Source organism: Marinobacter sp. C2H3, assembly GCF_037080155.1.
In the GTDB taxonomy this organism is placed as follows: domain Bacteria; phylum Pseudomonadota; class Gammaproteobacteria; order Pseudomonadales; family Oleiphilaceae; genus Marinobacter.
The window spans coordinates 191,251-209,307 of sequence record NZ_JBBBNZ010000001.1; the positions used below are offsets into that span (position 1 = coordinate 191,251).

Genomic DNA, 18,057 nt, shown 5'->3' on the forward strand with positions numbered 1-18,057 from the left:
CAATTCAGGGAGAGACCTATCATGGGTGTGATTCTGTTTCTGATCATCGGTGGCGTGGCCGGCTGGCTGGCCGGGCTGATCATGAAGGGGCGCGGTTTCGGGGTGCTGGCCAATGTGGGTATCGGCATCGTCGGCTCGCTGATCGGCGGATTCCTGTTCGGGCTGCTCCAGCTCTCCGCCCACGGGCTGATCGGCGAGCTGATCACCGCCACCGTGGGCGCCGTGCTGCTGCTCGCCATCGTCAACAAGATCAAGAAGGGCTGACCATGATTGTTCCGGTAACCGGAGTGTTTGCGGCCGTCATCGGCTTGCTGCTGCTGGTGTTGTCTGCGCAGGTGGTGCGCTTTCGGCTGAAGTTCGGCAAGGGGCTTGGCGTTAATGATGATCTGGATTTCCAAGCGGCGGTGCGGGCCCACGCCAACCTGGTGGAGTACGCGCCGCTGGGTCTGCTGATGCTGGCGATTGCGGAAGTGAACGGCGTCGCCAGTGGCCTGGTTTACTGGACCGGCATGGCCCTGGTGGTGGGCCGCATCCTGCACGCCTGGGGCATGATCAAGGGGCGCGGCGGCCCTCACAAGGCCCGGATGGTCGGTATTTTACTGACCTGGCTGGCCATTCTGGCCGCCGCGCTACTGCTGCTGGGGAATGTCTGGCAGGTTTACAGCCGCTGAACCAGCGCGGGCAGGGCGCGCCGGGCGGCCTGATGACGATCGGGCGCTTCCAGGGCCTGATCGAGGGCCGGTGCGGTTGGCTTTTCGCGGACCGGTTGTGCGGATTCCGCGGCGGTATCTCCAAACAGAAGGGCGGCTCGGGCCAGCAGTTCCGGGTTGTCCAGTACGAGTACGGTCATGTGCAGTGTCCTTGGTCTCAACGTCCGGTCAGTTATTGTTATGCCTCGCCACTATTGGCGACGGTGGGCATAACGGCAATTGGCGAATGGTCGATAGACGCCGCTCACCGCCATTGAAGGCGGTTTCCGTGACGATCCTGTGACGACCATCGCCTGTGAGCCTATTTCAGCGCGAAAAGCCGGCGCCGCTGTGGTAAAACAGCGACGATTCACGGACCGAATATGACCAATTGTGGCGCCCCATGCTGATTATCCCCGCTGAAAAATCCATCGACTGGAAACACCCCCCCTGGGCCACCTTCACCATCATGCTGATCTGTCTGCTGGTGTTTGTGGGCTACCAGAGTGAAGACGACGCCAAGCTGACCGAGGCGGTGGACGCCTACCTGGAGGCGGACCTTGCCCAGCTGGAAGCGCCGGTCTACGAGGCCTACCTCCAGCGGCAGATCCGCTTTGAGGGGGACGCCGACCGGGCTCGGGATCTTAACCAGTTCCAGCAACTGCAGGCCGAGGACGAGCAGGAGTGGGTTGCGGTCACGCTGCTGCTGGATGAAGGCTTCTACCAGTACCTGCAAGCCAATCAGGACGTGCTCTGGGCGCCCCGGGAGCAGGCCTACTGGCAGGCCCACCGGCCGGCCATTGAAGATCAGTACATTCGCCAGATGAGCGGCCAGGCCCTGGGGTTGGTGCCCGGCCGGCTCACCTTGTATTCCCCGATCACCTATCAGTTCCTGCACGGCAGCTGGGGCCACATCATCGGCAACCTGGTGGTGCTGTTCCTGCTGGGCTTCACCGTGGAAAAGGCCCTGGGCGCGGCCCGCTATCTGCTGGCGTATCTGCTCTGTGGTGCGCTCTCGGGGCTGGTGTTCGCGGCCGTCTCCGGCAACAGCCTGGTGCCGCTGGTGGGGGCCTCTGGCTCCATCGCCGGGCTGATGGGCCTGTACGTGGCGATGTTCGGCAGCCGGCGCATCCGGTTTTTCTATTACCTGGGGGTGTACTTCAACTATTTCCGGGCGCCGGCCCTGGCGCTCTTGCCGGTCTGGCTGGCGAAAGAACTGTACGATTACTTCTATGCCGGTGCCACGGGCGTGGCGTATATGGCGCACGTGGGCGGTCTGGCCGCTGGCGCGGCGCTGTACTGGGTGTTCCGGCGCTCCCTGCTGCGGGTTCAGGACACGTTTTTTGAGCCGGAAGGCGAAACCGAGGACAGCAAGTTCACGGCCCGCTACGGACAGGCCATGACCAGTCTCGGGCGCATGGACTTTGCCCTGGCGGAGCGACAGTTCGAAGCGCTTACCGAGCAGTATCCGGAGCGTACCGTGCTGCTGGAGCACCTCTACCAGTTGGCCAAGCTTCGGCCGGACCTGCCGGCCTACCGGGAGCGGGCACGGGCGCTGATGAACGCGGCCCAGAGCCAGCGCCAACCGGAACGCATGGTGGCGGTGTGGCAGGAATACCTGGGCAAGGGCGAAGCTCACCATCCGCTGGCGGCGGAAGACCACAACCGGGTGCTGTTTGCCAGCCTGCGCCAGCAGGATTTCAAGGTCGCTGAGAAAGCGTTTGAACGGTTGCGTGCCACCGCCAATCCACTGCTGGTGGACGAGGCCTGCCGTTTGCTGGTGCAGGAGTTTGAAAAACGCCAGATGGAGCCCAAGGCCCGGCACTATCGCCAATTCCTGAGCGCCTAGCGTCCCCGGACCAAACGGCTGTGCCGGGCACCGGTTTATTCCGGTCCCCGGCGCCGTGGGCGGTCGTCAGCCCGTTCGCGATCGGGCGGGCTCCGGGAGATCGGCGGCGAAGCTCGCCCGGGGTTCTTTCAACGGCTGTTTCAGCCGGACCTGCTCCAGATACCCCGCCACTTGACCGTGCAGTGGATGCCCGCTGCACCGCTTTTCCACGAAGGTCAGAAACGCCCCGGCTTTTTCCCATTGCGACAGCCCGTTGGCCAGCACCTGGGCCGCCAGCAGGTAGGCCGGCGCTAGCTGGTCGCTGTCGGGGAAGCGCTTGTGAAAATCCTGTAGCAGGCGCAGGGCGGACTTGAAGGCCCCTGCCTGGTAAAGCGCGCGGGCGCAGCGCACCGCCAGTTCCGGATCCTCCAGTCGGAAGGCGGGATCGGCTTCCCGCAGCAGGGTCAGCAGTTCATCCATTCGCACCCCGTCGTTGCGATCCGCCAGCCAGCCCAGAATGCGAGGGTGATATCGGTACAGCTCGGAGCGGTCGTTCCTGGCCAGCAGCAGGGTGGCCAACTGGCCGATGCGCACCGGGTTGTCCGGCTGGCGCTTCAACGCCTCCTTGAGCATGGACTGCACCCGGTCGTAGTGGCCGTCCTTGAGATTCATATCCAGATCCGCATCGAACCGCAGGCTTCGGTCCCGCTCTGTCGGCGCGGCGTCGTCCTGCAGGTCGGCGGCAAAGCCCAGCTCCTCCTGATACTGGAACAGCAAGTAGCCGAGCATGTGGAACAGGATCAGCGTGAAGGTACTGTTGAGAAAGCCAGCCAGGGGTTGGGACAGCCACATCGGAAAGTGCGTCAGCGCCAGATCCTGGGCAGCGCCTGAAGCCAGCACCACCAGCACCAGGTAGCCGTAGAGCAGGAAGTAGGGCCAGCCGATGCGGGAGATCAAGGACACCAAGTGGGCCGGGTTCACCGCCGATTTCACCGACCTTTCCATGGCCAGGATCATGATGCTCGCGGGCAATGCCAGCACCACCAGGGCGACGGTGAGCCCCATCAGCAGCGGGCCGCCGAATCGCTCCGCCACGCCCACCAGGGCGCCCATCAGAATGAACACCAACACCTGGAGTACCGCAATATCGAACCCGCTGCCGGTGAACGCCGCCGAGATGGGCGGGGGCTTCAGATGGCCTTCGGCGGTGTAGTTGATCACCTCATAGGTGTATTTCACCAGCGCCAATACCAGAACCAGAGCAAGGGCAATACCCGCCAGCCCGCCCGGGGCAATCATGGGCACAAAGGTGCAGATGGCAATCACGATCAGCGGGTCCGCGTGGAACGGGTAGCGGAAAAAGGCACCGATGCGCTGCCAGAAAGGCACCACCTCGGTGGCCGCGCCCAGGTAGCGCATGGCCTGGCTGCAGTGGGGGCACAGGGCCCGGCGGTTGCGAACGTCGGCGTCCGGCATGCAGCGGCTGCAGTAGTGCGTGAGGCAGCCCGGGCAGTGCCATTTGGCCGGGTCGCCGGGATGGTAGTGGCAATCGTGTTTCACGGTGGGCAGGTCCTGGTCCGTCAGAATCTCGGGAGCGCCCATGATGACAGAAGCCCACGGGGCGTGCAGCGTTTCGGTTCACACGCGCTTCTACGGATGGTCGATTTTCACATTGCGACGTATATGTGCCGCGCCGGAGGGTGGTATCGGCATTCAGAAACCAGGGAGGGTTGATCTGCGCCGAGGGCGCTTTGAGGGTTGTTACGATGTTGTCGACCTTATCCCTGTCTCACGCCGTCCGCCAGGACCGTCTGGCCAGTGACCAGCGCATGCTCTGGATGGTGCTGGCGCACCTGCCGGTGGTTGGGCTGCTGGTGCCGCTGGGTATGGACACCCAGGCCTTTGCTCTCGTGTCCGTTCTTGCGATCGGCCTGCTGGCGACGGCGGGCTGGTGGCTGCTCAAGGGCGAACGGGCCTGCTCGGTGCTGTTTGCCGTCTGCCTGATGGCGCTGTCGGCCACCATGATTCAGGCCCGGCTGGGGGAAGTGGAAATGCACTTCCACATCTTTATTGGCCTGGCCCTGCTCATCGGCTACCGGGACTGGCTGCCCCTGGTGGCCGGCGCGGCGGTGATCGCCGTCCATCATTTTGCCCTGACCGCCCTGCAGATGGCCGGCGCCACCTTGGGTGACCTGCCGGTCATGCTGTTTAACCACGGCGCCAGTTACGGCATGGCCCTGGTGCACGCTGCCTTTGTGGTCTTCGAGACGGTGGTGCTGGGTGCCATGGCCGCGCGCATGGCCGCTGAGCGGCGTGAAGCCCAGAGCATCATTGCGGCTATTCAGGCGTTTGCCGATACCCGGGATCTGCTGGTGCGGGTGGATGGTGGTTCGCGCAGCGAGACCGCCCGCCATTTCAATGACCTGATGGCCCGATTCGGCACCCTGATTGATCAGGTTCGCGGCCTGTCACACACCCTGGATGAAAACGCGGGCGCCCTGCACCGGGCCAGCGACAGCACCGGCGACATCCTTACCCATCAGCACCAGGACCTGGACCAGGCCGCTGCGGCCGCCCATCAGCTGGCTACGGCTACCCGCTACGTTGCCGGCGGCGCCCGGCACGCCGCCGGCCGCGTCAGCGATGCCCGCCGGGCGGCGGCCGAGGGCAAAGCCACCGCCGACCAGGCTACCCGCCTGACGGAGGCCACTCAGAGTTGCCTGCAGGTTGCGTCGGACCGGGTTGAGCACCTGACGGACCGGATCCGCTCGATTGAAGCGGTGGTAGCGTCCATCAACGAGCTGTCGGACCAGACCAACCTGCTGGCGCTGAACGCCGCCATTGAGGCGGCCCGGGCCGGCGAGCACGGCCGCGGGTTCGCGGTGGTGGCGGAGGAAGTCCGACGGTTGTCCCGCCGTACCCAGGAATTCACCCGGGACATCGAGGACACCGTGGCGGAACTGGGGGCCTCCGAGCAGGCGGCCCTGGAAGCCATCCGGAACGGGCTTGCGCAATCGGAGCAGACCACCCACAAGATTCGCGAGACGGTTGCCGCGTTCCAGAGCGTGGACGCCGCCGTGGTGGAAGCCGATGACCTGGCGGACGGGATTGCCGCGGCCGCTGAGCAGCAGGCGGCGGCCTCGGTCCAGATCAGCGATAGCCTCGACATGCTGGCCGGCCGCAACGGCGACATCCGCACCAACACCGGTACCGTGGCCACCTTGGCCAGCGCTCTCGAGCACACCATCGCCGACGTCGAAGCCCTGGTCGGCGCCTACCGCACTGCCTGACATCGCCCCCTGAAACCACTGGGTATTCACCGTGCGAATGCCCGGTATTCAGGGGTCGGCGGTTGAAGTCTGGGGGATCGGTGCAATAGTTATAGGAGGAATTTCACGTCTGGGGTTTGCCCGCAAGCCTGCCAGCCTTCCGGACGCTCGGACAACGACGATAAGGAGGCACACTATGTCGAACAACCCGCTTGGTAAAGACAGCCTGAACACGCTCAGTTCGCTGGACGTGGAGGGCAAAACCTTCCACTACTTCAGCCTGCCGAAAGCCGCCAAACAGCTGGGCGATCTGGACCGGCTGCCATTCTCCCTCAAAGTGCTTCTGGAGAACCTGCTGCGTAACGAGGACGGCATCACCGTCGATAACACCCACATCCAGGCCATGGTGGACTGGCTCAAGAAACGCCATTCCGACACGGAAATCCAGTACCGCCCGGCCCGGGTGCTGATGCAGGATTTCACCGGCGTGCCCGGTGTGGTGGATCTCGCCGCCATGCGTGAGGCCGTTAAGCGCGCGGGCAAGGATCCGGCGCTGATCAACCCGCTGTCGCCGGTGGACCTGGTGATCGACCACTCGGTGATGGTGGATCATTTCGGCGACGCCTCGGCGTTCAAGGACAACGTGGCCATTGAGATGGAGCGCAACGGCGAGCGCTACGAATTCCTGCGCTGGGGCCAGCAGGCGTTTGACAATTTCCGTGTGGTGCCGCCGGGCACCGGCATCTGCCATCAGGTCAACCTGGAGTACCTGGGCCAGACCGTCTGGCACAAAGACGTGGACGGCAAGACCGTGGCCTATCCGGACACCCTGGTGGGCACCGACTCCCACACCACCATGATCAACGGCCTGGGCATCCTGGGCTGGGGCGTGGGCGGCATCGAAGCGGAAGCGGCCATGCTCGGCCAGCCGGTGTCCATGCTGATTCCTGAGGTGATCGGCTTCAAGATCACCGGTAAGCTCAAAGAAGGCATCACGGCCACCGACTTGGTGCTCACCGTCACCGAAATGCTGCGCAAGAAGGGCGTGGTGGGCAAGTTCGTGGAGTTCTACGGCGACGGCCTAAAGGACATGCCGGTGGCGGACCGGGCCACCATCGCCAACATGGCCCCGGAATACGGCGCCACCTGCGGCTTCTTCCCGGTGGACGACCAGACCCTGACGTACCTGCGCCTGACCGGCCGGGACGATGCCCAGATTGCCCTGGTGGAAGCCTACGCCAAGGCCCAGGGCCTCTGGCGGGAGCCGGGCCATGAGCCGGTCTACACCGACACCCTGTCCCTGGACATGGGCGATGTGGAAGCCAGCCTGGCCGGCCCGAAACGGCCTCAGGACCGGGTGGCGCTGAAGAACATGAAGGCGTCCTTTGAACTGCTGATGGAAACGGCGGAAGGGACGCCCTCGGCGCAGGAAGATCGATTGGCATCCGAGGGCGGCCAGACTGCTGTCGGCGTCGAGGACAGCTACAAGCATCCCTCCAGCCAGTCCCTGGAAATCAACGGCGAAAAGAGCCGGCTGGACCCGGGCGCCGTGGTAATCGCGGCGATCACCTCCTGCACCAATACCTCCAACCCGAGCGTGATGATGGCCGCCGGCCTGATGGCCCGGAAGGCCGTGGCCAAGGGCCTGAAAACCAAGCCCTGGGTGAAGACCTCCCTGGCGCCCGGTTCCAAGGTCGTCACCGACTACCTGAAAGTGGCCGGCCTGCAGGACGACATGGACAAACTGGGCTTCAACCTGGTGGGCTATGGCTGCACCACCTGCATCGGCAACTCCGGCCCGCTGCCGGACCCGGTGGAGAAAGCCGTCAACGACGGCAACCTGACGGTGGCCTCGGTGCTCTCCGGCAACCGCAACTTCGAAGGCCGCGTGCATCCGCAGGTGAAAACCAACTGGCTGGCGTCACCGCCCCTGGTGGTGGCCTACGCCCTGGCGGGTAACGTGCGGGTGGATCTGACCAAGGACCCGCTGGGTAAAGACAAGGACGGCAAGCCGGTCTACCTGAAGGACCTGTGGCCGAGCCAGGCGGAAATCGCCGAAGCGGTGGAGAAGGTCAAGACCGACATGTTCCGCAAGGAATATGGCGAGGTGTTCGAGGGCGACGCCACCTGGCAGTCCATCAAGGTGCCCGAGAGCAAGGTCTACGAGTGGTCCGAGGCGTCCACCTACATCCAGCACCCGCCGTTCTTCGACGGCATGGGCGAGGAGCCGGATGCGATTGAGGACATCAAAGACGCCCGCATCCTGGCGCTGCTCGGGGACTCCGTGACCACCGACCACATCTCCCCGGCCGGGTCCTTCAAGCCGGATACGCCGGCGGGCAAGTACCTTCAGGAGCACGGCGTTGAGCCCAAGGATTTCAACTCCTACGGCTCCCGCCGGGGCAACCACGAGGTGATGATGCGGGGCACCTTCGCCAACGTACGCATCCGCAACGAGATGCTCGACGGGGTCGAAGGCGGCTACACCCGCTTCGTGCCCACCGGCGACCAGATGCCCATCTACGACGCCGCCATGAAGTACATGGAGCAGGGCACGCCGCTGGTGGTCATCGCCGGCAAGGAATACGGCACCGGCTCCAGCCGGGACTGGGCCGCCAAGGGCACGCGCCTGCTGGGGGTGAAAGCCGTGGTGGCGGAATCCTACGAGCGGATTCACCGGTCCAACCTGATCGGTATGGGCGTCATGCCCCTGCAGTTCCAGGAGGGCACGGACCGCAAATCCCTCAAGCTGACTGGCGAGGAGACCATCACCATCGAAGGCCTGTCCGGGGACATCAAGCCGGGCCAGACCCTCACGATGACGGTCACCTATAAGGATGGCAGCACCGAAAGCTGCAAGCTGACTTCCCGCATCGATACCGCCAACGAGTCGGAGTACTTCCGCCACGGCGGTATCCTGCACTACGTGGTGCGGGAAATGCTCAAGTCGGCGTGACGGCCGGATCGGCCACGGGGACCTCCAGCCAGAAGGTGGCCCCGTGGCCGGGCTCCGACTCGAACCAGACCCGCCCACCCAGCTGTTCCATGATGGCCTGGGTGATGGCCAGCCCCAGGCCGGTCCCGCCCAGGTTCTTCCGGCGGCTCTCCGCTGCCTGGGCAAACTTTTCAAATACGTGGGCCCGGAAGGCCGCCGCAATGCCGGGGCCCTGGTCGCTGACCGAAATGCGCGCCGCGCCGTTCGTCTCGGCCACCCTTACCGACACCGTCCCGCCTTCGGGGGAGTACTTGATCGCGTTGGACAGAAGATTGTTCAGTGCCTGGGTCAGGCGCAGTGCGTCCGTGTGGGCCACCGGATTGTCCGAGCCCTGGAGCACCACCGAGACGTCCCGGTCGGCCGCGTAGGTTCGCAACTGGGCGACGGCGCTCTCTACCAGCGGTTGCAGCGGGTGCTCCTCCAGCAGAACCGAGAGGTTCCCCGAGGCGAGCTTTTCCATGTCGAGCAGGTCGTTGATCAGCATCTGCAGCTGGTCTGTATTGCGGTTGGCAATGTCCACCAGTTGAACCGCCCGCTCGGACAAGGCACCGGCCACCCCGCTGGCCAGAAGCTTTAGCGAGCCGGCCACCGAGGTGAGTGGTGTGCGCAGCTCATGGCTGACGGTGGTGATGAATTCGTTCTTCATCTGCTCCGCCCGCCGCTGTTCGGAAATGTCGTTGATGAGCGTCCAGATCAGCGCCCGCCCCGTGGCGTTCTTGATGCGTAGGCCCTCAATGCGGGCCGGGAAAGCACTGCCGTCCGCCCGTGACACGTTCGCATCGAAGGGGCCGAAACGGCCGGCGGTTTTCAGCCCCGTCAGGGCGTCCTCGCGCAGGGCCTCGAAGCGCTCCCTGAGCAGATCACGGAACGCCAGTTTCATGAACTCGGTCCGGCGGAAGCCGCTGGAACGCAGCAGTGCGTCGTTGACCGCCAGACACTCGCCGGAGTGGTAGTCGTTCAGGGCGATCCCCATCGGTGAAAGCTCAAACAGGCGCCGAAGCTGCTCTTCGCTTTCCTGCAGCCGGAGCTGGGTTCGCTTGATTTCATCAATATCAACGATATACCCATGCCAGATGGTGCTGTTGTCCGGCAACCGTTCGGGGCTTGCCCGCCCTTCTACCCAGCGCCAGCCGCCGTCTTTGCTTACCCGGTACTGATGCTGCCACAGGCCGAGCGTCCGCTCGGATTTGCGGATGCTTCTGCCGACCTTGTCCAGATCGTCCGGGTGAATACGGTCAAAGACCGGGCGGGCATCGGTGAGGACGTCCTCGGGGGAGACGCCGTAAATGGCCTGGATGCCGGCGCTGGCGTACGGAAAGGCGGTGCGCCCGTCCGGCCACTGCCGGTATTGGTAGAGGATGCCCGGGGCCTGCTCAGCCAGTTTGGCGAGCGTGCGCGTGGTGACATCGGACTCGATCTGGCTGGACAGCCAGCGGGCCAGAAGCCGGACAAAGGTGATGTCGATGTCGCTGAAAGGCGCATCGCGAGGGTCCGGCGACGAGAAGTTCAGGGTGCCGTAGAGCCGGCCGCGAACGGTCAGCGGTGCCGCGATGTAACTTTCCAGCTGCTGCACGGCGTAGGACGGATGATCGCAGTGGGGCGAGTGCGCCATATGATGGATGGCGAGCACGTCGTTGCCGTCGATCAGCAGATCGCAGTAGGTCTGCGCCAGGGGCAGCGTCAGTCCGGGCTTGATGCCGGTGGCCGATGGGGCTCGCACCTGAAGGACCGTGTACGCGTCTTCAGTGATCTCACTGACAATGGCAATCGGCAGACACAGGAAGTCACGGCCCTGCGCCAGAGCCTGTTTCATGCGATCGTCAAGGGAGCCCCGGGCGTTGATCACCAGGTCATTCATGACGGCGAGCGCGCGGTTCTGGCGGGCGAGGCGCTGGGCGGTGTGCATGTCCTCCGTGATGTCCGAGTGGGTGCCATACATGCGAAGGGGCTCGCCTGTCTCTGTCCATTCGAACACGCGCCCGCGATCATGCACCCAGACCCAGTGCCCCTCCTTGTGGCGCATGCGGCAGCGCACGTCGTATTCGCCGGTCTCGCCTCGGAAATGCGCCGCCAGCGCCTCGGAGGAGGCCGGCTCGTCGTCCGGGTGCGCCAGGTTGAGCCAGGTCTGAATGCTGATGGGTTCGAGTTCGGCCAGCCGGTACCCGCAGATCTCTGCCCAGCGCTCGTTGAACACCGTTTCCCCGGTCTGCACATTCCACTCCCAGGTTCCGACCCGGGTGCCCTCGATCACGGCCCGGGCACGGCGTTCGCTGGCTTTGAGCTGCCGAAAGGTGTCGATGTGCTGCTGCAGGGCGATTTCCCGCTCGACGTCGTTCGCCAGGTCCCTCAGCAGCCCCTGTTCGGTCTCATTCAGGTGGCGGGGCCGCCGGTCAATGAGGCACAGGGTGCCCAGACAGTGGCCGTCCGGCGCGTGCACGGGCGCGCCGGCGTAGAACCGGATGTGGGGTGCACCGACCACCAGCGGGCCGTCAGCAAAACGGGGGTCCGCCATGGCGTCCTCAACGATGAACAGCTCGGGCTGGCAAATGCCGTAGTGACAGAACGAAGTGGCCCTCGGGGTTTCCCGGTCGGCCAGGCCCTGACAGGACTTGAACCAGACACGGTCCTCGTCCACCAGGGACACGAGGGCGATCGGAACGTCGAACAGGCGGCAGGCAATGCGGGTGATCCGGTCGAACCGGTCCTCGGCGGGGCTGTCCAGCAATCCCGTCCGGGTCAGGGCGTCGAGCCGGTGGCGTTCCTCAGGGCTGAGCAGAGTCATGGCCGTGATTCCTTTCTTCGGGTTGATCCGTGACGGGCAGTTCCACCCAGAACTGGGCCCCTTCTCTGAACCGGTAACCGACCTCACCGTCCATCAGCTCGGCGAGTTCGCGGCAGATGGCCAGGCCAAGACCGGTTCCGGCACGGCCCCTCGCGGTGTTCGGCTCGGCCTGGGCGAAGCGCTGGAACAGTCGGGGCCGAAACGCCTCGGGTACCCCCTTGCCCTGGTCGGCGACAAACAGACGAATGCGGCCCGGGCCCGCCGGTGCGGCAAAGAGCTGCACCGAATGGTCGGCGGGTGAAAAGCGGATGGCGTTGCTGACGTAATTGTCGAGAATCTGACGGAGCCGATGCTTGTCGGCAACCACCCAGGCGGCCGGCCCGGGCTCGGCGCACAGTCGGACGTTGCGGCTGGCGGCGGTGGTCTGATGGGCCGCGGCGGCATCGGCAAGGGCGTCGGCCACCGACACCGGGACCAGGTCCACCGAGAGCTGACGGTTGACCGCCCGGCTGAAATCGAGCAGGTCCGAGACGAGCTGCTGCAGCTGTTCGCTGTTGCGCAGGGCGATGTCCACCAGCCCGGCCGCTTTCGCGGGCAGGGCGCCACCCGCGCCGGCGTGAACCAGTTTCAGGGCGCCGCCGATGGCGGTCAGCGGCGTGCGCAGCTCATGGCTGACGGTGGCGACAAACTGATCCTTCACGGCGTCCAGGGAGTCCCGTTCGGACATAAGTTGGTTGAACGCGATGGCCAGATTGCGCACCTCCGGCGGGCCGGAAACGTCCAGCCGCAACTCGCTGTCCGGGCGTTCCAGCCAGCGCCGGATGGCGGAGGCCATGCGGTTCAGCGGCTGGCTGATGGCACCGGACAACAGCGTGACCGCAATCAGCACGAACAGAAGCAGGGCGGCGCTCAGGGTCAGGAACCGCTGGAATGACGCCCGGGCCGGCGCCACGGCCTGTTCAAACGGCACGGCCTGCAGCAGTACCCAACCGACCCGATCCAGGTGCCGCGTGGCGTAAATCCAGGTTTGTCCGTCAGCCCCGGTTACCACGCCCGCAGTGACACCGGAAAGCGCCGCATCGGTCAGTGGATCGACCCCCGGTTCGGGCAGATCCAGGATACGGCCGTCGTGTGCAACCGAGTCCACCTGGGTAAAGGTTTCCGTGTCGAGGACTTTAAACAGCGTGCCGGAGGCGGTCTTTTCGGGGTGTGGCAGGAGGCTGTCGTTTGCAAGGGGTACGGCCGCACTGACCAAGCCAAGCAACTGTCCCTCACCGGACTTGATCGGCGCGACGAAAGAGAGCAGCGGAACGCCGGTTTTGCGGCCGATAATCGGATGACTGATGGTGGACTCGCCGGAGTTCATGGCCCGTTTGAAATGCCGTCGGTCCGCGTAGCCGGTGCCCAGGCGCCCCGGTACCGGCTGGCTTTCGGCAATGACCACCGCGCCCGCGTCCAGAATCTGAACACCGTCGTCAAACAACGCCAGGGCGCGGCTGGGCTGGCGCAGCAGCTGCTGGATGTCGGGCAGCGGCTTTAACGAGATGCCGTCCGTCATACGCGCGCCCAGCAACTCCAGGGCATCAAGGCGCTGACGCAGGCTGTCGTCCATCTCCAGGGCATAGGCCCGGGTCTCCAGCTGCTGCCGCTGTTCCACGACCTGTTCAAAGTCGTCCACCAGCTGGTCGAACGCGATGACCAACAGGAGTAACGCGGATAAAAGGCTGCTGGCGACACTGATCAGCGCAATGCGCGCGCCCAGGGAAAGACGGCTGAACCAGACGGACGGCGTTAACGACATGACGAATCGATTCCGGATTACACGGGGCCTAGCTTAGTGTATTTTCAGGCTTGGCACGACGATGTTTCAGGAGTAAACGTGGCCAGCCCAGACCGTATTGATATTGCCACCAAGCTGGCATCCCTTCGCCAACAGTTCCTCGCACGGTTGGACGATGATTTGCAGGCGCTGGCCGCCGATATCCACGCCGTTGAAACCGCGCAACAGCCTGCCGCGCTGGCCGGCGCCTACCACCGTTTGCATCGGCTGGCCGGTTCGGCCGGCACCTTTGGTCTGCCGTCGCTGGGCGCCGTCGCCCGTGACTGCGAAAAGCGGCTGAAACCCCTGGCCGAGCTGGATGAAGCGCCGTCGTCGGCGCAGTGGTCGGCGCTCGTACTCGACTTGCGGGCCTGCCTGCTTGAGCTGGCGAGGCTGGCCCAGGATGCCCGGGATGGCCTGGGCCCGGCCATGACGGCGCCGTCCGCCTCTCCTGAGATGCCCCACGCCCCGCGGCAGGCTGACGTGCTCATTGTCGAGACGGGTGACGGTCTGTCCACCCAACTGACGGAAGGCCTGACCCGTTTCGGTATTGGCAGCGTGTCGGTTCCGTTAGCGGAACTACCGGCTTGCCTCGAGACGACGACGTTTTCAGAGGCCCTGGCGGTGGTGGTCGCGGCCTCCGCGCTGACCAGGGCCCGCCAGGCCCTGATGGCCGCCGCGCCGGGTCTTGATGGTGTTCCCATCTTTGCGGTGGGCGGGCCGGACGATTTCGACACCCGCTACAGGCTGGCGGAGCATGGTGCCCTGGCTTTTTTTCCCGATCCCGTCCAGATTCCAGAGCTCGTGGACCGGCTTGAGCGGCTATCGATGGAGCGGGCCCGGGAGTATCAGGGCCGGGTTCTCCTAGTTGAGGATGATCCGGTGCTGGCGGAGCATTACCGCGTGGTGCTCGCCGACGCCGGCATCAAGTTGCGGGTGCTGGCGCGGCCGGCCGAGTTGCTGGATCAGCTGGCGGCGTTTCAGCCGGACCTGGTGCTTCTGGATATGCAGCTGGGCAGCCATTCCGGCGTTCATCTGGCCCGGCTTATCCGTTTCGATGCCCGCTGGCAGAGCCTGCCGATTACGTTTCTCTCGTCTGAGGACGATCTGGACGTGCAGCTCGATGCACTGTCCCGGGGCGCGGATGATTTTCTGACCAAACCCATCGCCGACCACTTCCTGGTTCGGGCCGTGCGCCTGCGCTGCCAGCGGGCACGACAATTGTCCGAGTTGATGAACCGGGACAGCCTGACGGGGCTGCTCAAGCACTCGATGATCAAGCAGGGACTGAATCGGGAGGCCGAGCGCTGCCGGCGGGACGGCGGCAGCGGTTGTGTGGTGATACTCGATCTGGACCATTTCAAGCAGGTGAACGATACCTGGGGTCACCAGGCGGGGGACACGGTGATCAAAGCCCTCGCGAACCTGCTGCGCAACCGCCTGCGAAGTACCGATCTGATTGGTCGTTACGGCGGCGAGGAGTTTGTGGTGGTGATGACCGCCTGCGGGCTGGCGGAGGCACGGCCGGTTATCCAGGCCATTGTCGATGGGTTTGCCAACCTTGAGTTCCGGGTCGGTGAGTCACGTTTTCACGTCACCGTCAGCGCGGGGCTTGCGCCGCTGGATGGCTTTGCCAGCGGTGAACGCGCCCTGGCGGCCGCCGACGCCGCGCTTTACCACCGGAAACGCCATGGCCGAAATGGCATGACCGTCTATCAGCCCGATATGAACAGCCCCGGGGCGGAGCCGTGATGAGAGTGTTGATACTTGAGGACGACCCGCTGGTGGGAGAGCTTCTGGAGACGGTCGTGTGCGGGCTTTACCCGGGCACCGAGGTGACGCTCTCGGAAACCGTCGAAGGCGCTCACTCGGCGTGGCGGGGCGAACGGTTTCAGTTGGTGATCGCGGACTGGAACCTGCCGGACGGGTCCGGTCTCGATCTGATTCGCGCCCTGCGCCAGGCCGGCGATGCCGTGCCGGTGCTCATGGTGTCTGGCCGTGCCGACCGGGAGTCTGTGCTGCAGGCCGCGCACTACGGCATCCACGGGTACATCACCAAACCGTTCAGCGTGGAGCGCATCCATCAGCGCCTGGTCGGATTGTTGCCGGCAACGACGTCAGCCGATGCGGGCCCGGGTACGCCGTCAGATTGGCTGGCGGAGCACCGGGATCGGGTGATCCAACTGCCCGGTGAAGTGTCCGTGCCGGATGTGCTGGAACTCATGGAACGCCAGGCCACGCTCTCGCCGGCGCAGCTCTCCGAGCGCTGGCGCGACCACACGGCGCTGATGGTGCGGCTGCTGGACGTTGCCAACGGGGTGTCGCTGCGCCGCTCCGGCAAGCCGGTCCAGGCGCTGAGGGATGCCATTGGCCTGCTGGGTGTGCCGATGACACTGAATCACGTGCTTGCCCTCGCGCTGGACGTGTCCAGCGCTTTGGCGTCGCCCACCCTCAAAGCCCGGGCTGATGGCTTCCGGGAGCAGACTCAGGCTGTGGCCCGCCGGGCCCAGGCGCTGGCCCTTCGCCTGGGGATTCCGCCATTTCCGGTGTACAAGGCGGCGCTGCTGAGCCGCGTGGGCGAACTGGCCGTCCTCCGGGTGCTTAATGATTACGTCCTGCGAGGCGGTGAGCTGCGGGTCGAGGACATCGAGGCCGGCCTGGCCACCTGGGCGGTGCCGTTTGGCAACCACCTGAAGATTCGATGGCGATTACCGCTGGGCCTGCGGGAGTTGATCGGATCGGTTCATCAGTTGCCCCGGGATGCAACCCGCCCGGAGCAAATGGTGATGCGATCGGCGGCACTGATGGCGGCTGGCGTGGAGGGGTCCGAGGAGTGTCAGCGACTGCTGCGACGCCTGGGGCTGGATCAGGACATGACCAGGGAGCGGGCATCCGATGCGCCCAGAGAGCGCTAGACCTTACCGTGTACTGTGTGTTGAAGACGACGCCGACATTCGTGCCATCGCCGAGCTGGCGCTGGCCGACATCGGGGGCTTTGAGACGCGCCTGTGTGCCAGCGGCGATGATGGCCTGAAGGAAGCCGTGGATTTTGCGCCCGACCTGGTGATTCTGGATGTGATGATGCCGGGGATGGACGGGCCTGAGACCCTCAGGGCGCTGCGGCAATTGCCTGATCTGGGCCCCGTGCCCGTGGTGTTCATGACTGCCCGGCTGCAGGACTCGGAAGTGGCCGACTACCTCGCCCAGGGTGTTATCGGCGTGATCCCCAAACCCTTCGACCCACTCACCCTGGCGGAGGAACTGAGGGCGCTGATGGCCTCCGCAATGGCTCAACAATGATGCGTCCGGCCGCCGTTTCCGGTAGGCTTCGCCCGGATAAACGGCAGTCACACGAGGTCCCCATGTCCACGCCCCCGTCCACGCCCTCTCCGGATGAGCTCAAGCAGAAGCTGCTTCTGGAAACCTCCCGCATTCCCTGGCACGAACTGCAGACCTACTATGCCCGCGGTCAGGTGGTTCGAGTGTCGGCCAGCCTTGATTTGCTGGACGTTGCCGCGGAACTGACGGCGGACAACAAGGCCCGTTTCGAGCGATGGATGGCGGACCAGCAGGTGGGCGAGGTCAGCCCGGACCTGGCGCGTACCTGGTACGAGCGCAACGCCGAGCTGTGGGCCGTGGTCGTCGCCCCCTGGGTCCTGGTCCAGGACCGCTCCGCCGGCGACCTGCACTGACTGATCCCCTGTCGCCCGACGCTTGAACGTAACACCCTGGCGCCGGGCACTTCCCTGATCTGAAAGGACACCCCATGCTCACCGGAGCCTTGCTGATTCTGGCGCCGCTGTTTGTCGGCTTTGCCATTTTGCTGTCCAATCGCCGGCTGATGACCGTGGTGCATCATCTGGTCAACGCGCTGGTGTACTTCATCCTGGCGCTGCTGGGCCTGGGGCTCGGGCAGATGGAGGGGCTGACCGACCAACTGGCCGGCATGGCGGGGCAAGTAGCCACCCTGACGGCCGCACTGTTGCTGACCAACCTGGCGGGCCTGTACCTGTGCCATCGCTGGCAGCCGATGACGCTGGAGGCGCCGCAGTCGGCCTCGGCGTCCGCTTACCACCGCTTGTTTCTGGCCGGGTTGAATCCCTTGCTGGCGGTGCTGGTCGGCTTGCTGGCGGGGTATTTTGTGGTGCCCGTGCTGGCCTGGGTGGATCAGTTGGCCACCGGCGCGCTGATGTTCCTGCTGTTTCTGATCGGCTTGCAGCTGCGAAACGCGGGCCTGTCCCTGCGGCGGTTGCTGATCAACCGCCACGGGCTGGCCATTGCGTTGACCGTCTGCGTCAGCTCGATGCTGGCGGGGGTGTTGCTGATGCCGGTGATCGGCCTGCCCTGGCACGACGTGTTGGCGCTGGCGTCCGGCTTTGGCTGGTATTCGCTGTCGGGGATCGTGATTGGCGATGCGTTGGGGCCGGCCTGGGGTGGCGTGGCCTTCTTGAACGATGTGCTGCGGGAAATCCTGGCACTGGCCCTGATTCCGGTGCTGATTCGCCGGCGCCCGGCCATGGCCATCGGCTACGGCGGTGCCACCGCCATGGATTTTACCCTGCCGGTCATTCGCAACAGCGGCGGCCTGGCCTGCGTGCCGGTCGCCATTGCCTCCGGTTTCCTGTTGTCGTTCCTGTCGCCGGTTCTGATGGCGGTATTTCTGTCCCTGGGCTGA

14 protein-coding genes are annotated in these 18,057 nt (G+C 65.0%); 10 read left to right on the plus strand and 4 right to left on the minus strand.

Annotation, left to right across the window (positions count from 1 at the left end):
- Positions 1-21: 21 nt before the first annotated feature.
- Together V3388_RS00815 and V3388_RS00820 are read left to right on the plus strand one after the other, a co-directional pair.
- On the plus strand, positions 22-264 hold the full coding sequence (locus V3388_RS00815) for a GlsB/YeaQ/YmgE family stress response membrane protein (protein WP_336365620.1): 243 nt from the start codon (positions 22-24) through the stop codon (positions 262-264).
- Positions 265-266: 2 nt separating this feature from the next.
- Positions 267-671 (plus strand): MAPEG family protein, encoded by a 405-nt coding sequence (locus tag V3388_RS00820; protein WP_336365621.1) that lies wholly within the window; start codon positions 267-269, stop codon positions 669-671.
- On the opposite strand, the gene V3388_RS00825 is transcribed toward V3388_RS00820, so the two are convergent.
- A complete protein-coding gene (locus V3388_RS00825) occupies positions 659-850 on the minus strand; it encodes a hypothetical protein (RefSeq protein ID WP_336365622.1) in 192 nt (63 codons plus the stop codon). The genes V3388_RS00820 and V3388_RS00825 overlap by 13 nt on opposite strands.
- Before the next feature lie 242 nt (positions 851-1,092).
- Here V3388_RS00825 and V3388_RS00830 point away from each other — a divergent pair, with 242 nt between their 5' ends.
- Complete coding sequence (locus tag V3388_RS00830) at positions 1,093-2,538, plus strand: rhomboid family intramembrane serine protease (protein ID WP_336365623.1); 1,446 nt, start codon at positions 1,093-1,095, stop codon at positions 2,536-2,538.
- A 66-nt stretch (positions 2,539-2,604) separates the two neighbouring features.
- Here V3388_RS00830 and V3388_RS00835 read toward each other — a convergent pair whose 3' ends face one another.
- The gene (locus tag V3388_RS00835; RefSeq protein WP_336365624.1) at positions 2,605-4,119 is read right to left on the minus strand and encodes a hypothetical protein; all 1,515 of its coding nucleotides are present in this window, start codon (positions 4,117-4,119) and stop codon (positions 2,605-2,607) included.
- 164 nt (positions 4,120-4,283) lie between these two features.
- Here V3388_RS00835 and V3388_RS00840 point away from each other — a divergent pair, with 164 nt between their 5' ends.
- Positions 4,284-5,807 (plus strand): methyl-accepting chemotaxis protein, encoded by a 1,524-nt coding sequence (locus V3388_RS00840; RefSeq protein WP_336365625.1) that lies wholly within the window; start codon positions 4,284-4,286, stop codon positions 5,805-5,807.
- Between the two features lie 175 nt (positions 5,808-5,982).
- Positions 5,983-8,742: an aconitate hydratase AcnA gene (gene acnA / locus V3388_RS00845; RefSeq protein ID WP_336365626.1), complete on the plus strand. Its 2,760-nt coding sequence runs from the start codon at positions 5,983-5,985 to the stop codon at positions 8,740-8,742.
- Here the strand turns inward: acnA and V3388_RS00850 are convergent.
- A complete protein-coding gene (locus V3388_RS00850; protein ID WP_336365627.1) occupies positions 8,729-11,563 on the minus strand; it encodes a PAS domain-containing protein in 2,835 nt (944 codons plus the stop codon). The genes acnA and V3388_RS00850 overlap by 14 nt on opposite strands.
- Positions 11,544-13,364, minus strand: coding sequence for a sensor histidine kinase (locus V3388_RS00855; protein ID WP_336365628.1), 1,821 nt, complete (start codon positions 13,362-13,364; stop codon positions 11,544-11,546). The genes V3388_RS00850 and V3388_RS00855 overlap by 20 nt, the downstream gene beginning before the upstream one ends.
- A gap of 78 nt (positions 13,365-13,442) precedes the next feature.
- Here V3388_RS00855 and V3388_RS00860 point away from each other — a divergent pair, with 78 nt between their 5' ends.
- From V3388_RS00860 to V3388_RS00880, 5 genes are all read left to right on the plus strand, one after another.
- Positions 13,443-15,134, plus strand: coding sequence for a diguanylate cyclase (locus tag V3388_RS00860; RefSeq protein ID WP_336365629.1), 1,692 nt, complete (start codon positions 13,443-13,445; stop codon positions 15,132-15,134).
- Complete coding sequence (locus V3388_RS00865) at positions 15,134-16,297, plus strand: response regulator (protein ID WP_336365630.1); 1,164 nt, start codon at positions 15,134-15,136, stop codon at positions 16,295-16,297. The genes V3388_RS00860 and V3388_RS00865 overlap by 1 nt, the downstream gene beginning before the upstream one ends.
- Positions 16,278-16,682, plus strand: a complete 405-nt coding sequence (locus V3388_RS00870) for a response regulator (protein ID WP_336365631.1) — start codon at positions 16,278-16,280, stop codon at positions 16,680-16,682. Before V3388_RS00865 ends, V3388_RS00870 begins: the two co-directional genes overlap by 20 nt.
- A 62-nt stretch (positions 16,683-16,744) precedes the next feature.
- The gene (locus tag V3388_RS00875; RefSeq protein WP_336365632.1) at positions 16,745-17,074 is read left to right on the plus strand and encodes a DUF2288 domain-containing protein; all 330 of its coding nucleotides are present in this window, start codon (positions 16,745-16,747) and stop codon (positions 17,072-17,074) included.
- Positions 17,075-17,148: 74 nt separating this feature from the next.
- Positions 17,149-18,057, plus strand: a complete 909-nt coding sequence (locus V3388_RS00880) for a lysine exporter LysO family protein (RefSeq protein WP_336365633.1) — start codon at positions 17,149-17,151, stop codon at positions 18,055-18,057.

Excerpts from the sequence above, each read along its gene's own strand:
- V3388_RS00815 (WP_336365620.1), top strand. The coding sequence starts at position 22 with ATGGGTGTGATTCTGTTTCTGATCATCGGTGGCGTGGCCGGCTGGCTG.
- V3388_RS00835 (WP_336365624.1), bottom strand. The coding sequence starts at position 4,119 with ATGGGCGCTCCCGAGATTCTGACGGACCAGGACCTGCCCACCGTGAAA.
- V3388_RS00840 (WP_336365625.1), top strand. The coding sequence starts at position 4,284 with ATGTTGTCGACCTTATCCCTGTCTCACGCCGTCCGCCAGGACCGTCTG.
- V3388_RS00865 (WP_336365630.1), top strand. The coding sequence starts at position 15,134 with ATGAGAGTGTTGATACTTGAGGACGACCCGCTGGTGGGAGAGCTTCTG.
- V3388_RS00870 (WP_336365631.1), top strand. The coding sequence starts at position 16,278 with ATGCGCCCAGAGAGCGCTAGACCTTACCGTGTACTGTGTGTTGAAGAC.
- V3388_RS00850 (WP_336365627.1), bottom strand. The coding sequence starts at position 11,563 with ATGACTCTGCTCAGCCCTGAGGAACGCCACCGGCTCGACGCCCTGACC.
- V3388_RS00855 (WP_336365628.1), bottom strand. The coding sequence starts at position 13,364 with ATGTCGTTAACGCCGTCCGTCTGGTTCAGCCGTCTTTCCCTGGGCGCG.
- V3388_RS00830 (WP_336365623.1), top strand. The coding sequence starts at position 1,093 with ATGCTGATTATCCCCGCTGAAAAATCCATCGACTGGAAACACCCCCCC.
- V3388_RS00880 (WP_336365633.1), top strand. The coding sequence starts at position 17,149 with ATGCTCACCGGAGCCTTGCTGATTCTGGCGCCGCTGTTTGTCGGCTTT.
- V3388_RS00875 (WP_336365632.1), top strand. The coding sequence starts at position 16,745 with ATGTCCACGCCCCCGTCCACGCCCTCTCCGGATGAGCTCAAGCAGAAG.
- V3388_RS00825 (WP_336365622.1), bottom strand. The coding sequence starts at position 850 with ATGACCGTACTCGTACTGGACAACCCGGAACTGCTGGCCCGAGCCGCC.
- V3388_RS00820 (WP_336365621.1), top strand. The coding sequence starts at position 267 with ATGATTGTTCCGGTAACCGGAGTGTTTGCGGCCGTCATCGGCTTGCTG.
- acnA (WP_336365626.1), top strand. The coding sequence starts at position 5,983 with ATGTCGAACAACCCGCTTGGTAAAGACAGCCTGAACACGCTCAGTTCG.